Origin of the sequence: Neorhizobium galegae (assembly GCF_021391675.1) — a bacterium.
Classification (GTDB): Bacteria; Pseudomonadota; Alphaproteobacteria; order Rhizobiales; family Rhizobiaceae; genus Neorhizobium; species Neorhizobium galegae_B.
This window is the reverse complement of the sequence record NZ_CP090095.1, coordinates 3,758,839-3,774,257: the sequence shown is the minus strand read 5'-3', so window position 1 is coordinate 3,774,257 and position 15,419 is coordinate 3,758,839. Positions and strand designations below refer to the sequence as shown.

12 protein-coding genes are annotated in these 15,419 nt (G+C 61.7%); 6 read left to right on the top strand and 6 right to left on the bottom strand.

Annotation, left to right across the window (positions count from 1 at the left end; genetic code table 11):
• Positions 1-7 precede the first annotated feature (7 nt).
• From LZK81_RS18500 to LZK81_RS18490, 3 genes are all read right to left on the bottom strand, one after another.
• On the bottom strand, positions 8-1,492 hold the full coding sequence (locus tag LZK81_RS18500) for a sugar ABC transporter ATP-binding protein (protein WP_233954189.1): 1,485 nt from the start codon (positions 1,490-1,492) through the stop codon (positions 8-10).
• A gap of 295 nt (positions 1,493-1,787) precedes the next feature.
• A complete protein-coding gene (gene rhaS, locus LZK81_RS18495; RefSeq protein ID WP_233954188.1) occupies positions 1,788-2,795 on the bottom strand; it encodes a rhamnose ABC transporter substrate-binding protein in 1,008 nt (335 codons plus the stop codon).
• A gap of 49 nt (positions 2,796-2,844) precedes the next feature.
• Complete coding sequence (locus LZK81_RS18490; protein WP_233954187.1) at positions 2,845-3,660, bottom strand: DeoR/GlpR family DNA-binding transcription regulator; 816 nt, start codon at positions 3,658-3,660, stop codon at positions 2,845-2,847.
• Between the two features lie 200 nt (positions 3,661-3,860).
• Here LZK81_RS18490 and LZK81_RS18485 point away from each other — a divergent pair, with 200 nt between their 5' ends.
• A complete protein-coding gene (locus LZK81_RS18485; RefSeq protein WP_233954186.1) occupies positions 3,861-5,957 on the top strand; it encodes a bifunctional rhamnulose-1-phosphate aldolase/short-chain dehydrogenase in 2,097 nt (698 codons plus the stop codon).
• Between the two features lie 179 nt (positions 5,958-6,136).
• Positions 6,137-7,429 (top strand): L-rhamnose catabolism isomerase, encoded by a 1,293-nt coding sequence (rhaI, locus tag LZK81_RS18480; RefSeq protein WP_233954185.1) that lies wholly within the window; start codon positions 6,137-6,139, stop codon positions 7,427-7,429.
• 76 nt (positions 7,430-7,505) lie between these two features.
• Here rhaI and LZK81_RS18475 read toward each other — a convergent pair whose 3' ends face one another.
• The 3 genes from LZK81_RS18475 to LZK81_RS18465 form a co-directional block, all read right to left on the bottom strand.
• Positions 7,506-8,654: a MalY/PatB family protein gene (locus tag LZK81_RS18475; RefSeq protein WP_233954184.1), complete on the bottom strand. Its 1,149-nt coding sequence runs from the start codon at positions 8,652-8,654 to the stop codon at positions 7,506-7,508.
• Between the two features lie 237 nt (positions 8,655-8,891).
• Positions 8,892-9,137 (bottom strand): DUF982 domain-containing protein, encoded by a 246-nt coding sequence (locus tag LZK81_RS18470; RefSeq protein WP_233954183.1) that lies wholly within the window; start codon positions 9,135-9,137, stop codon positions 8,892-8,894.
• Positions 9,138-9,242: 105 nt separating this feature from the next.
• Positions 9,243-10,400 (bottom strand): fumarylacetoacetate hydrolase family protein, encoded by a 1,158-nt coding sequence (locus tag LZK81_RS18465; protein WP_233954182.1) that lies wholly within the window; start codon positions 10,398-10,400, stop codon positions 9,243-9,245.
• Positions 10,401-10,769: 369 nt separating this feature from the next.
• Here LZK81_RS18465 and LZK81_RS18460 point away from each other — a divergent pair, with 369 nt between their 5' ends.
• From LZK81_RS18460 to LZK81_RS18445, 4 genes are all read left to right on the top strand, one after another.
• Positions 10,770-12,296 carry an ABC transporter substrate-binding protein gene (locus LZK81_RS18460; protein ID WP_233954181.1) on the top strand — a complete coding sequence of 509 codons (1,527 nt, stop codon included), beginning with the start codon at positions 10,770-10,772 and terminating at the stop codon, positions 12,294-12,296.
• Positions 12,297-12,380: 84 nt separating this feature from the next.
• On the top strand, positions 12,381-13,322 hold the full coding sequence (locus tag LZK81_RS18455; RefSeq protein WP_233954180.1) for an ABC transporter permease: 942 nt from the start codon (positions 12,381-12,383) through the stop codon (positions 13,320-13,322).
• A complete protein-coding gene (locus LZK81_RS18450; protein WP_233954179.1) occupies positions 13,322-14,194 on the top strand; it encodes an ABC transporter permease in 873 nt (290 codons plus the stop codon). Before LZK81_RS18455 ends, LZK81_RS18450 begins: the two co-directional genes overlap by 1 nt.
• A complete protein-coding gene (locus LZK81_RS18445) occupies positions 14,195-15,403 on the top strand; it encodes an amidohydrolase/deacetylase family metallohydrolase (protein WP_233954178.1) in 1,209 nt (402 codons plus the stop codon). It begins immediately after the preceding gene.
• Positions 15,404-15,419: the final 16 nt, after the last annotated feature.

Genomic DNA, 15,419 nt, shown 5'->3' with positions numbered 1-15,419 from the left:
TTTCTCCTCACTGATTGCCGGTCGCGGCGCGCACCAGAGCTTCGGCGCTCAAGGTTTCACGCTCGAACATGCCGGCGGCCAAGCCCTCGCGCATCACCATCACCCGGTCGGACATGCCGAGGATTTCCGGAAGCTCGGACGAGACCATGATGATCGACAGGCCTTCGGCGGCGAGTTCGCCGATGAAGGCGTGCACGGCGGCCTTGGAGCCGATGTCGATGCCCTTGGTCGGTTCGTCGAGAATGATCACCTTCGGCTGTGTCGCCAGCCACTTGCCGATGACGACTTTCTGCTGGTTGCCGCCGGACAGGGTGCCGACCGGCACGGAAAGGGCAGCGGCGCGCAGGTCCAGCCGTTCGGCATATTTTCGCGCGAGCGCCAGTTCGTTGGCGGCTTTCAGGAACCCGGAGCGCGATGTCTTGCCGAGCGATGGCAGCGACATGTTCTGAAAGATCGGCATGGGCAGCGCCAGTCCGTGGCGGCCGCGCTCCTCCGGCACGTAGACGATGCCGGCGCGGATCGCATCGCCCGAGGAGCGGATGTCGAGCGGCTTGCCTTCCAGAACCAGCCGGCCGGATGAGGGCCGGGTGACGCCGAACAGCGACTGGCAGAGTTCCGAGCGCCCAGCGCCGATCAAGCCGTAGATACCGAGGATTTCGCCGCGGCGAAGCTCGAAGGAAATGTCGCGGAATTCGGTCGGGTGGCAGTAGTTCTCGACGCGGAAGACCGGGGCGCCGATCCTGACCTCAACCTTGGGAAAAACGTCCTTGACGTCGCGGCCGACCATCAGCCGGACGATCTCGTCCTGGGGGGTCTCCTTCAACCGGCCCTGGCCGACGGCGCGGCCGTCGCGGAAAACCACGAAATTCTCGGCGATCTCATAGACCTCGTCGAACTTGTGGCTGATGAAAAGGATCGCCTTGCCCTGCCGCTTCAGGCCTTCGACGATGCGGAAGAGGTCGTCGATCTCCTTGCGGGAAAGGGCGGCCGTCGGCTCGTCCATGATGACGATGCGGGCCTCGACGGAGAGCGCCCGGGCGATCGCCACGAGATGGCGCTGGGCGATCGAGAGGTCGCGCAGCCGGATCGTCGGGTCGATCTCGCTTTCGAGCTGCAGCATAAGCGCCTTGGCGCCGGAATTGATCCTGCGCCAGTCGATCGTGCCGAACCGGGTGCGCGGCGCATGTCCGAGAAAGATGTTTTCCGCGACGCTCAGCTCGTCGAAGAGCACGGTTTCCTGATGGATGGCGGTGACGCCTGCATCGATCGCTGCCTGCGCGCTCGCGAACGTCGTGGGCACGCCGTCGATCAGGATCTCGCCCTCGTTCGGGCGGTAGATGCCGGTCAGGATCTTGACGAGCGTCGACTTGCCGGCGCCGTTTTCGCCGATCAGGGCCGTTACCTGGCCGGGGTAAAGCTTGATGCTGACGCCATCGAGGGCTTTGACGCCCGGAAAGATCTGGCTGATGCCGCGCATTTCCAGGATCGGCATTGCTTCCGTCGTCGGTGCCGGTTGGGGCGATCGGTCTTGAATTTTCGTAACGCCGTTCATCAGGGACATTTTCCGACGAGTCTTTGAGATTACGTCTGGTTATTTTTCGCGCGCAAAAAGTCGATGGTTGCGAGTTTGGAGCAGCCCTCACCCGGCCTCCGCTCCGCCACCCGCTCGCCGAGGAGAGAGGAGGGAATAGCGAAGGCGCGACATATTTCTTCTCCCCGACGGGGAGAAAGTGCCGGCAGGCGGTCGAGGGGGCGCTCGCGCCTGCCGGCAAGTGGAGTTCTCCAGATCAGAAGATCTTGGAGAACTCGTCGATGTTCTTGGCATTATAGACGAAGGGGTCGGCCATGGCGGCTTCGCCATTGTCGCCCACCTTGATCGAGCCCATGCGGCCGGCCTTGATCGCCGAGCCGGGCTTGGCGTCGGTATCGCCCTTGACGAGGTGATAGGCGATCTGGGTGGCCGAGTAACCAAGGTCGATCGGGTTCCAGATGGCGAATTCCTTGGTGGCGCCGGACTTGATGGCGCCGGCCATTTCGGACGGCAGGCCGAGACCGGTCACGTAGACCTGGCCGATCTTGCCGGCATCCTTGACGGCCTGCGAGGCGGCGAGCACACCGACCGTGGTCGGAGCGACGATGACCTTGACGTTCGGCTGCGAGGTCAAGAGACCTTGCGCTTCGCGATAGGACTTGTCGGCGAGGTCGTCACCATAGACTGTCGTGACGAGGTTCAGGCCAGGGAAATCCTTGAGCTGCTTCTTCATCTCGGCAATCCAGGTGTTCTGGTTCGTCGAGGTGGTGGTCGCCGAAAGGATGGCGAAACCGCCCTTGCCACCTTCCAGGTGGTCCTTGGCGAGCGTCAGGCACATCTTACCGATCAGCTCGTTGGAAGACGGGTTCAGGTGCATGATACGGCCTTCCTTGGCCACCGCCGAATCCCAGGAGATCACCTTGATGCCGCGCTGGGCGGCCTTCTTCAGTGCCGGGATGACGGCATCCGGATCGTTGGCGGAGATGGCAATCGCATCGACGCCTTGTGCGATCAACGAGTTGATCACTTCGATCTGGCCTTCGGCCGTCGTGGAGGTCGGGCCGGTATAGATGACCTGGACGCCGCCGAGTTCCTTGGCAGCTTCCTGTGCGCCCTTGTTGGCCGCCTCGAAGAAGCCGTTGCCGAGCGATTTGACGACCAGCGCGATCTTCATGTCGGCGGCACTTGCCGCCGTCGTCATTGCGGCGAAGGCAAGTGCCACGCCGAGAGCGAGTTTCCCAGTCAGTTTTTGGGCAAGTTTCATGGTTGGTCCTCCCAGTTGATAGTTCAATCGTCCTCCCGTCGGTCGCTCCTCACGCGGCCGACGAAGAATCCTCCTTGGCCATGTCCGCTGCGGCGGCACCGGCGACAATCAGTTTGACGCCCGCGTCCTCGATCATCCGTGCGGCGTCGTCGGTCACGCCATCATCGGTGATGACGGTCGTCACCCGGTCGAGCGGGCACAGGATGAGGCTCGATCGGCGCGAAAACTTTGACGAATCCACCATCACGATCAGTTCCTCGGCCTGGTGCATCAGCTTCTGCTCGCTCTGGATCACCAGCGCATCTGCTTCCATCACGCCGAGCGGGCCGACCCCCTGCGCCCCGATGAACATGCGCCGTGCATAAAAATTGCGGATCGCGTCATTGTCGAAGGGCGACAGGATCAGGCTCTGCTCGCGGTAGATCGCGCCGCCCGGTATCGTCACCGTGTTCTTCGAATGCTTGACCAGATGTTCGGCGATCGCAAACGAATTGGTCATCACCTGCAGGCGGCGGGCCGACATGAAATGCACCATCTGGAACGTCGTCGTGCCGCCGTTGATGATGACGCTGTCGCCCTCGTCGCAAAGTTCGACCGCGCGCCTCGCAATTGCGCGCTTCTTGTCGATATTGACCGATTCCGACACCCGGAAAGAGCGGGCGGCAAGCTGGCCGATCTGCGGCGGATGCACCGCTTCCGCGCCGCCCCGGACGCGCCGGAGCTTGCCCTGAACGTGCAGCGAAGCGATGTCGCGCCGGATCGTCGCTTCCGAAGCCTCGGTCAATTCGGCGATATCCTGCACCGTGATGACGGGCTTTTCCTGGATGGCGCTCAAGATGATGCGATGGCGTTCACGTTCGTGCATGGGCTCCTCCTGAGCGACAACTATTGCTGGAAAATTTATGATGTCAATCAGAAACGATCAAATTCGCTTTTATTGCGTTGCACAATGAAAGTTTATGATCGTTTATGATTGACAGAAGGCGCGGCAATGCGCGATACCCACAACAGGGAGATGGCGGCCGCCTCGTCGCCGTGAGCCGAAACACGTTGGGAGGACAAGCGATGTCGGGCCAAACCCGCCTTCTCGAAAACCGTTGGGATGATGTTCAAGCTGCCAAGCTCGATGAGCCCGGCAAGCTGCTCTATCGCTCCAATCTTCTCGGTGCCGACAAGCGCATCACCAATTACGGCGGCGGCAATACCTCGGCCAAGGTGATGGAAACCGATCCGCTGACCGGCGAAAAAGTGAAGGTCATGTGGGTGAAGGGGTCGGGCGGCGATGTCGGCACGATTAAGCTCGATGGTTTCGCCACCCTCTACATGGACAAGCTGGAAGCGCTGAAGGGGCTCTACAAGGGTGTCGAGGATGAGGACCGGATGGTCGGTTTCCTGCCGCACTGCACCTTCAACCTCAATCCGCGCGCCGCTTCCATCGATACCCCGCTGCACGGTTTCGTGCCGTTCACGCATGTGGACCACATGCACCCGGATGCGATCATCGCGATTGCGGCTTCCAGGAATTCGAAGGAGCTGACGCAGCAGGTCTTCGGTTCCGAAATCGGCTGGCTGCCTTGGCGGCGGCCGGGTTTCCAGCTCGGGCTCGATCTCGAAGCGTTCGTCAAGGCTAACCCGAATGCCAAGGGCGTCGTGCTGGAAAGCCACGGCCTGTTCACCTGGGCCGATGACGCCAAGGCCTGCTACGAGCTGACGCTCGACATCATCAACAAGGCGATCGAATGGTTCGCCAAGGAGACCGAAGGCAAGACGATCTTCGGTGGCGCCGCGACCAAGAGCCTGCCCGCGCCGGAGCGCCGGGCGATCGTCGCGAAACTGATGCCGGAGATCCGCGGCCGGATCGGCAAGGCGGAGCGCAAGCTCGGCCATTTCGACGATCAGGACGCGGTGCTGGAATTCGTCAATTCCAAGGACCTGAAGCCGCTCGGCGCGCTCGGCACTTCCTGCCCGGACCATTTCCTGCGAACGAAAATCCGTCCGCTGATCGTCGATTTCGATCCCGCGAAGCCGGATGTCGATGCGGTCATCACTGCGCTTGACAAGGCGCTCGAAGATTATCGCGCCGATTACAGCCGCTATTACGAGACCTGCAAACACGACAATTCGCCCGCCATGCGCGACCCCAACCCGGTGATCTTCCTGGTTCCGGGCGTCGGCCTGCTGTCGTTTGCGCGTGACAAGGCGACGGCCCGTATTGCCGGCGAGTTCTACGTCAACGCCATCAACGTGATGCGCGGGGCGTCCACGGTTTCCGAATATCAGGGCCTGCCGGAGCAGGAGGCCTTCGACATCGAATACTGGCTGCTCGAAGAGGCGAAGCTGCAGCGCATGCCGAAGCCGAAAAGCCTTGCCGGACAGGTGGCCTTCGTCACCGGCGGCGCCGGCGGCATTGGGCGGGCGACCGCAGCCAGGCTGATGGGCGAGGGTGCCTGCGTGGTGCTTGCCGATATCGACGGCGGCGCTCTTGATACGACCAGGGCAGATTTCGAAAAGTCCTTCGGCAGGGATGTGGTGCGTGGGGTCCTGCTCGACGTGACGACCGAGGACGCGGTGATCACGGCGTTTGCCGAGGCCTGCGTCGAATTCGGCGGCGTCGATATCCTCGTCTCGAATGCCGGGATTGCGTCTTCCGCGCCGGTCGAGGAAACCACGCTTGCGATGTGGAGCAAGAATATCGACATCCTGGCGACGGGTTATTTCCTCGTGTCGCGCGAGGCATTCCGGTTGTTCCGCCGCCAGAAGCTCGGCGGCAATATTGTCTTTGTCGCTTCCAAGAACGGGCTTGCCTCCTCGCCCAATGCATCTGCCTATTGCACTGCCAAGGCCGCCGAAATCCATCTCGCCAGGTGCCTGGCGCTGGAAGGCGCCGATGCCGGCATTCGCGTCAATACGGTCAATCCGGATGCGGTGCTGCGCGGCTCCAAGATCTGGAATGGCGAATGGCGCGAACAGCGGGCGGCTTCCTCCAAGATCGAGGTGGACGACCTGGAGGAGCACTACCGCAAGCGGTCGCTGCTCAAGCTCAATGTCTTCCCGGAGGATATTGCGGAGGCAATCTATTTCCTCGCCAGCGATGCCTCGGCCAAGTCGACGGGGAATATCATCAACGTGGATGCCGGCAACGCCCAGAGCTTTACGCGGTAAGGTAATATCTTCTCCCCGCTGGGGAGAAGATGCCCGACAGGGCAGATGAGGGGGAGGAGCAAAGCGACGCCTTGAGCGATAAGCGAAAGGCAGAATGTGCCGCGAAGACCCCTCATCCGACCCTTCGGGCCACCTTCTCCCCGCTGGGGAGAAGAGACAAAATCAGATGGGAGGACCGAATGGCCGAGTTAAAGATCACAACCAATGTGATCGCCGCCGAAAACGACAAACGCACAGCAGCGCTCAAATCCGACTACGACGCGCTCGGCGATAACCTGTCGCGGCGCGGCATCGATATCGAAACGATTACCCGGGATGTCGAAAAGTTCTTCGTCGCCGTACCCTCCTGGGGCGTCGGCACCGGCGGCACGCGCTTCGCCCGTTTCCCGGGTCAGGGTGAGCCGCGCGGCATTTTCGACAAGCTCGATGATTGCGCCGTCATTCACCAGCTGACCCGCGCGACCCCGACGGTTTCGCTGCATATCCCGTGGGACAAGGCGGATCCGGGGGAGTTGCGCGCCAAGGGCGAAGCACTGGGCCTCGGTTTCGACGCGATGAACTCGAATACGTTTTCGGATGCTCCGGGTCAGGCGCATTCCTACAAATACGGCTCGCTCAGCCACACGAATGCTGCGACGCGCGCCCAGGCGATCGAGCACAATCTCGAATGTATCGAGATCGGCAAGGCAATCGGCTCCAAGGCGCTGACGGTGTGGATCGGCGACGGTTCGAATTTTCCGGGCCAGAGCCACTTCACGCGGGTGTTCGAGCGTTATCTCGCTTCGATGGCGGAGATCTACAAGGCACTGCCGGACGATTGGCGGCTGTTTTCCGAGCACAAGATGTACGAGCCCGCCTTCTATTCGACGGTGGTGCAGGACTGGGGCACGAATTATCTGATCGCCAATACGCTGGGACCGAAGGCCTTCTGCCTCGTCGATCTCGGCCACCATGCGCCGAACACCAATATCGAGATGATCGTTGCGCGCCTCATCCAGTTCGGCAAGCTCGGCGGCTTCCACTTCAACGATTCCAAATATGGCGACGACGACCTCGATGCCGGTGCGATCGAGCCCTACCGCCTCTTCCTCGTCTTCAACGAGTTGGTGGATGCCGAACATCGTGGGATCAGGGATTTCCGCCCGGCACATATGATCGACCAGTCGCATAACGTCACCGATCCGATCGAAAGCCTGATTTCCAGCGCCAACGAGATTCGCCGCGCCTATGCACAGGCTTTGCTGGTCGATCGGGTAGCACTTGACGATTTCCAGCAGGAAAACGATGCGCTGATGGCATCCGAGACGCTGAAGCGCGCCTATCGCACCGATGTGGAGCCGATCCTCGCCGAAGCCCGTCGCCGCACAGGCGGAGCGATCGATCCGGTCGCGGCCTATCGCGCCAGCGGTTATCGAAAACAGGTCGCCGCGGAACGCCCGGCCTCGACCAGCGGCGGCGGCGGGATCGTCTGATCCCTCCGGCCTGCGATGATGCCGGCGGATGGGTTCCGCCGGCGGCCAATTCTTATTATTTGATCGAGTGAACCGATCAGGTATTCCGGCCGATTGCGCGTTCCATGCGGCTCAGGCCCTCCTCAAGCAGGGTGCGCGGGCATCCGAAATTGACGCGGACGAAGTTGCCGTAGGCCTCCCCGAATTCCGATCCGGCATTAAAGCCGACCTTGCCGTGCTCGAGGAAATAGCTCTGCGCGTTCGGTTCCAGACCGAGTTCCGTGCAGTCGAGCCAGGCGAGGAACGTGCCTTCCGACGGGATGAGCTTGATCTTGGGAAACCGGCGCGCCAGTTCGGCCGATAGAAAATCTCGGTTAGCCTCGATATAGGCGAGCATCCGCGTCTTCCAGTCTCCCGCCTTCGAGAAGGCCGCAAGCGTCGCCTCGAGCCCGATGATATTGGCGTTGTCGACCATTCCGAGCCGCGCCTGGTTGAATTTTTCGCGGATCGCCTTGTTGCCAACGATCGCGAAGGCGGTCTTGAGGCCGGCGATGTTGTAGGTCTTGCTGGCAGCCATCAGGGTGATGGTGCGATTGGCGGCATCTTGCGAAAGCGTGGCGATCGGTACGTGGCGGCGACCATCGAACAGAAGGTCGCAATGGATTTCGTCGGAGATGATCAGCGTATCGTTCTGGCGGCAGAGGTTGGTGATTGTCCTCAGTTCCTCTGCCGTGAATACTTTGCCTGTGGGGTTCTGCGGGTTGCAGAACAGCAGTGCCTTCGATTTTGCCAGTTCCGCCGCGAAGGCATCGGCATCCATCACATAGCCTTCACCAGCCGGGGTAAGCGGCGCTTCGTGTCGAACAAGGTTCCAATTCGCGGGGGCTTCGAGGATGGGACGGTAGACCGGCGTCTGCACCAGTACGCCGTCGCCGGGCTGAAGCATCGCGTGCAGCGCCATGTTGAAGCCGGGTACGACTCCGGGGAGGAAGACGATCTCGTCGGGCGAGACGGTCCAGCCGTATTTTTCCTGCATATCGGCGACGATCCGGGCGCGCAGTTCGTCGCGGGCGACGCCGTAGCCGAGCATCGGATGTTCGAGCCGGTTGCGGATGGCTTCGACGATCTCCGGTGCTGCGGGGAAGTCCATGTCGGCGACCCACATGGGCAGCACGTCGTCCGGATACTTGCTCCACTTCGAGCTGCCGGTGCCCCGGCGTTCGTGCACCGCATCGAAATCGGTCATGCTTTCAAATCCCCTTTTGTCATTCTGCCGGTCAACTCGATCGGCCATCCTCATTTTCGACGCGGGCCGCGAACCAGGCAAGCGCCAATCAGCTCCCCGTTGTCCCCAACCGGCCGCGCGCCTGTCAACGCCTTTCTTTGCGTAACCGGCGTACGCAGCGCCTGACGCTTGTCCCGGCAAGGGAGCGAGCAGCCTGCTTCGTTATTGGAGATGACGCGGATCGATCTGGCGGAAAGCTCAGGCGCGAATCAGGATATGCGCTTCCATAGCCGCTTCGACGAAGGCCTTTCGGGCTTCTTCAGGCTTGCGTTTTCCGGCATCCACCGCGGCGCAGACTTCGAGGGCCCGGTCGAGGGCCGTGCCATCCTCCACCGGCCAGTCCTCGATCATCGCCCATGCCGCGGCCTGCGTCGTTTCGATCGTGGTTTCGGCCGGCGGCTCGCCGATCGATACGACGACCGGCTTGTTCCAAGGCGTGTTCATTCTGTTCGGCGTCCCGTCTCGTCCATGCCGGTCTCATAGACCGATTTGACTGCCGTGGCGAGGGTCGGCAGTCGGCGATGCGAGAAAGAAGGAGGGTCGCTCTATCTAGAGCAACCCACGGGCAGCGAGGTTCTTCATCAGCGCCGAGATGCCGAAGCTCCAGGGAGGGCATTCGGTCGAGAGGCGTACCGTGTTGCGCAGCGTGCCGAGGCCCGGAGAGGAGATCTCGACGATGTCGCCGATCTTGTGGGTAAAGCCCTGGTTCGGCACGTCGCGATCCTCCGTCGGTGCAAACAGCGTGCCGAGAAACAACATGAAGCCGTCGGGATACTGATGATGCTCGCCGCATGTATGCTTGACGAGATCGAGCGGGTCGCGGCTGATCTGCGACATTGAGCTCTTGCCGTTAAGGACATATCCCTCCGGCCCGGTGACGCGCAGGTCGAGTTCGGCATTGCGGACATCGTCCAGTCCGTAATCTTCATCGAAGAGGCGGATGAAAGGCCCGATCGAGCAGGAGGCATTGTTGTCCTTTGCCTTGCCGAGCAGAAGCGCCGAGCGCCCCTCGACGTCGCGCAGGTTGACGTCGTTGCCGAGCGTCGCTCCCTTGATCTCGCCCTGGCTGTTGACCGCCAGCACGATTTCCGGCTCCGGATTGTTCCAGGTCGATACGGGATGGAGGCCGACATCCGCGCCCCAGCCGACCGAGGCCAACACCGGCGCCTTGGTGAAGACTTCAGCATCCGGGCCGATCCCGACTTCGAGATATTGCGACCACATGCCCTCCCTGATCAGCGCTTCCTTGACCTTCGCGGATTGCGGCGAACCGGCCTTCAGGTCCTTGAGGCTGCCGCCGATGATCGTGCTGACGGTCTGCCGGATGGCGGCCGCCCTGTCCGGATTGCCGGCGGCCTTCTCCTCGATGACGCGCTCGATCATCGATTGCGCGAATGTCACGCCGCAGGCCTTGACCGCCTGGAGATCGACGGGCGCCAGCAGATGGGGATGCGACGGATCGGGCTTGCCCGTGCTGTTCCCGGCAATGTCTTCCAACGTGCCGATGACCGGGCCAGCGGCGTTTCGGACAAATTCCGCAGCATCAGCGCGCTCCAGAAGCGCGCTGAGGGTCGGCGCTTGCCTGCTGGTGATATCGACCAGGGCACCGTCACGCAGGGTGACGACGCTCGGGCCTGAAACAGCAGGATTCCAGACGCGGCCGACAAAAAGCCCGTTGGCAAACGTATCGATGAGATTGTCGGTCATGCTGGTGTATCTCCTCCCGTTAGATGTGGCCGAACGGGCCACTCTATCCTGTCTTGTCTTTGGCTTGGCGCGAAGCGCGGTTTTCAGCTCGCAGCCGAGGCCGTGTGTTTTCGCTGTCGAAGACGCATTCGTCCAGTCCCAGGCGACGAATTAGATCGAGATTTTGTGGGGGCGCCGGCGCGTCGCGCTGCCGATCGAGGATCTCCGCAAACGATCTCGGCTGAAACCTCCCGGCGTCGGGGTCGCAAATATCGTTATCAGCGGCCGCCGCCGCTCGTCCCTACCTCCCCATTGACAGGGCGGCTTCATTCTATATTCTGTTATAAAAGCCTATATAACATAATTGTGGAACATAAACGGGAGACTATCATGAAGCTGAAGCTTGCATTCCTTGTTGCAACCGCGCTCGTCGCCACGCCGTCATTCCTGATGGCGCAGGAGAAGGGCGGCGTCATCAACGTCGCGACCATCGGGGAGCCGCCGACGCTCGATCCGATGACTTCGACGGCCGACCTTGTTGGTATCGTCACGCAGCACATTTTCGAAACGCTCTATACGTTCGACAAGAAGTGGGGCGTCACGCCGCTTCTCGCGGAAAGCCTGCCTGCGGTCAGCGACGACGGCAAAACCTATACGGTCAAGCTGCGCACCGGCATCAAATTCCATGACGGCAGCGACATGACCTCGGAAGATGTCGTCGCTTCGCTCACCCGCTGGACCAAGCTCGCCTCGCGTGGCAAGCAGGCCGCCGGCTTCATCGAGTCCGTCTCCGCCGCCGATCCGGCGACCGTAACGATCAAGCTGAAGCAGCCCTATGCGCCGCTCGTCTCGCTGCTCGCCTTCAACAACTCCGCGGCAATCATCATCCCGGCTGAGAAGCAGGCCGACACGATGACCGACTTTGCCGGTACTGGACCCTATATGCTGAAGGAGCGCAAGGCGGATCAATATATCCAGCTCGTCCGCTTCAAGGACTATAAGCCGCGCTCCGGCGAGAGCGACGGTTATGGCGGCGCCCGCCACCAGTATCTCGACGAGATCCGCTTCGTACCGGTTCCGGACCCGAACACCCGCGTCGAAGCCGCCGTTTCCGGCCAGTACGACTATGTCGACTCGCTGCCGGTCGAATCCTTCGACAAGGTGAAGGCCTCGAAGGCCACCCAGCCGCTGCTCCTGAAGCCGTTCGGCTACCCGGTCTTCGTCTTCAACACCGCGGAAGGCGCTGCCAAGAGCCTTGGCGTTCGCAAGGCGATCCGCCAGGCGCTCAGCATGGAAGACATGCTGGCCGCCGCCTTCGGCAGCAAGGATTTCTACGCGCTCGACGGCAACATCTATCCGGCCTCCTTCACCTGGAGCACGGATGCCGGCGTGAAGGGCAATTACAACGTCGCCGATCCTGAAGGTGCTGCCAAGGCCGCCAAGGCTGCGGGTTATGACGGCAAGCCGATCCGCATCCTGACCAGCCGCCAATACGAGTTCCACTACAAGATGGCGCAGGTCGCAGCCGAGTATCTGAAGCTTGCCGGCTTTGCCGTCGACATGCAGGTGGTCGACTGGGCGACGCTCACCCAGCGCCGCACCGACAAGGCGCTTTGGGACATCTATATCACTCACAGCCCCTTCCTGCCGGAGCCGGCACTGATCGGTTCGCTGGCGCCGACTTCCCCGGGCTGGTGGGATACGCCTGCCAGAAAGGCGGCCGTGGATGCTTTCTCGGCTGAGTCGGATCCGAAGAAGCGCGTCGAGCTCTGGGCCAATGTCCAGAAGGCCATGTATGACGAGGCGCCTTTCATGAAGATCGGCGATTTCAACGCGGTCTCTGCGATCTCGACCAAGCTTCAGGGCGTCGATCCGGCTCCGTGGCCTTATTTCTGGAACGCATCGATCAAGAAGTAATAGTCCTCCCGGACGGATGCCGGTTTACGGATCGGCATCCGTTTTCGATGATGTCCGCACGGCCGGACACAGGAACACCTTCGTATGATACGCTATATCCTTCAACGCCTTGCCGGCATGATCGTGGTGATGTTTCTCGTCGTGACGATCGTCTTCGTGATCGTTCGCGTGACGCCCGGCGATCCGGCCGCGGTCATGCTCGGTCCCGATGCCACGGCCCAGGACGTCGCCGAACTGCGCACGCGCCTCGGCCTCGATCAGTCCATCGCAGTTCAATATGTCTTCTATATCGGCCAGCTTCTGAAGGGTGACCTCGGCCAGTCGATATTTCTCAACATGCCGGTGACATCAGCGCTTCTCGACCGCGCCGAACCGACCTTCTTCCTGACGATTTTCTCGCTTGCAATTGCGAGCCTCATCGCGCTGCCGATCGGCATCTATGCCGCCTATCGGCGCGGGTCCTTGATCGACCAGGCCGCGACAATGGTGGCGATGCTGGCGGCCAGCATTCCGAGCTTCTGGCTCGGACTCATCCTGATGCAGTTCTTCGCGGTGCGGCTCAACATTTTCCCCGTTTCCGGTTACGGCGGGCCTGGTGCGAGTTTTGCCGAGCGCATGTATCACCTGACGTTGCCGGCCTTCGCGCTCGGCCTCGTTTCTTCGGCGCTAATCCTGCGTTTTACCCGGGCATCGATGCTCGACGTGCTCGGCGACGATTATATCCGCACCGCCCGCGCAAAGGGGCTGGTCGAGCGGCGCGTCGTGCTGAAACATGCGCTGAAGAACGCGCTGATCCCGATCCTCACCGTGCTGGGCTTGACCGCCGCCGTGCTGATTTCCGGTGCTGTCGTCACCGAAACCGTGTTCGGCCTGCCGGGCGTCGGCAATCTGGTCGTTTCGGCGGTGCTGCGGCGTGACTATCCCGTCATCCAGGGTGCGCTGCTCGTTATCGCCGCCCTCTATGTCCTGATCAATTTCGCGATCGACATGCTTTATCTGCTGGTCGATCCAAGGGTGCGCTACTGATGGCGGAAATTGTCACCACCAAGCCGGCCTCGAGCGAGGGCGCCAAGTTCTTCCGCCGCTTCCTGAAACGCAAGACGGTCGCGCTCGGGCTGGTCGTCATCGTGATCTTCGTTATGCTGGCGGTCTTTGCGCCGTGGATCGCGCCCTATTCGCCGTCGAAACTGTCGATCGTCAACCGGCTGAAGCCGCCGAGCGAGATCTACTGGTTCGGCACCGACGAGTTCGGCCGCGATATCTTTTCGCGCACCATTTTTGCGGGGCGGCTGTCGCTGCTGGTCGGGGCGGCTGTCGTCACCCTTTCGGCGATCATCGGCGTGACGCTCGGTCTGCTTGCGGGCTTCTTCCAGAGGCTCGACACGCCGATCGCCCGGCTGATCGATGCGATGATGGCCTTCCCGGATATCCTGCTTGCCATCGCGCTGGTTGCCGCGCTCGGGCCATCGCTGGTGACGGTGATCATCGCCTTGTCGATCGTCTATTCGCCGAGGCTCGCCCGTATCGTCCGGGCCTCGACGCTGGTGATCCGCGAACTGCCTTACGTGGAGGCGGCGAAGGCTCTGGGTATCTCGACCTTCCACATCATGACGCGGCACGTGCTGCGCAACCTGATATCGCCGATCCTGGTGCAGGGCACGTTCCTGTTTGCCAGCGCCATGCTCGCCGAAGCCGGGCTTTCCTTCCTCGGCCTCGGCGTCAGCCCCGAAATTCCCACCTGGGGAACGATGATTGCCAGCGGGCGCCAATATATCGGCCAGGCCGACTGGATGACCTATTTCCCGGGCTTTGCCATCATTCTTTCCGTTCTGTCGCTGCAAATGGTCGGCGACGGACTGCGGGACATGCTCGATCCAAGACTTCGAAAGGACCTGTAAATGACCGGTGAAACAGCGGGCCAGCCGCTCCTCCTCACCAATGTGAAGCCGATGGCTTTTGGCGGCAATGCGGCCTCCGGCACGACTGACATCCTGGTCGGCGCCGATGGAAAAATCTCCGCCATCGGCCCGTCGCTCGCAGCCCCCGCGGATGCGATCCGGGTCGATGGCAAGGGCGCCTTCATCTCGCCCGGCTGGGTCGACCTGCATGTGCATATCTGGCATGGCGGCACCGATATCTCGATTCGTCCGTCCGAATGCGGCGCCGAGCGCGGCGTGACGACGCTGGTCGATGCCGGTTCTGCCGGCGAGGCCAATTTCCATGGGTTCCGCGAATATATCATCGAGCCGTCCAAGGAGCGCATCAAGGCGTTCCTGAACCTCGGTTCGATCGGTCTGGTCGCCTGCAATCGCGTCGCCGAACTGCGTGATATCCGCGATATCGACCTCGACCGCATCCTCGAATGTTATGCGGAAAACAAGGAGCATATCGTCGGCATCAAGGTGCGTGCGAGCCACGTCATCACCGGTTCCTGGGGCGTCACCCCCGTCAAGCTCGGCAAGAAGATCGCCAAGATCCTCAAGGTTCCGATGATGGTGCATGTCGGCGAACCGCCGGCGCTCTATGACGAGGTGCTGGAAATCCTCGGCCCCGGCGACGTCGTCACCCATTGCTTCAACGGGAAGGCCGGTTCGAGCATCATGGAAGACGAGGACCTCTACAATCTCGCCGAACGCTGCGCCGGCGAGGGCATCCGCCTCGATATCGGCCATGGCGGCGCGTCCTTCTCCTTCAAGGTGGCGGAAGCGGCGATTGCCCGCGGCCTGCTGCCCTATTCGATCTCGACCGACCTGCACGGCCATTCGATGAACTTTCCGGTCTGGGACCTGGCGACCACCATGTCCAAGCTGCTGTCGGTCGGCATGCCGTTCGACAAGGTTGTGGAAGCCGTCACCCATCACCCGGCTTCGGTCATCAAGCTTTCCATGGAAAACCGGCTGTCGGTCGGCGAACGCGCCGATTTCACCATCTTCGATCTCATCGACGCCGATCTCGAGGCGACCGATTCCAACGGCGACGTCTCGCGTCTCCAAAAACTGTTCGAGCCGCGTTACGCGGTTATCGGTTCGGAGGCCATCACCGCCAGCCGCTATATCCCGCGGGCACGCAAGCTCGTTCGCCACAGCCACGGTTATTCGTGGCGCTGAGGCGCATTCTTGAAAT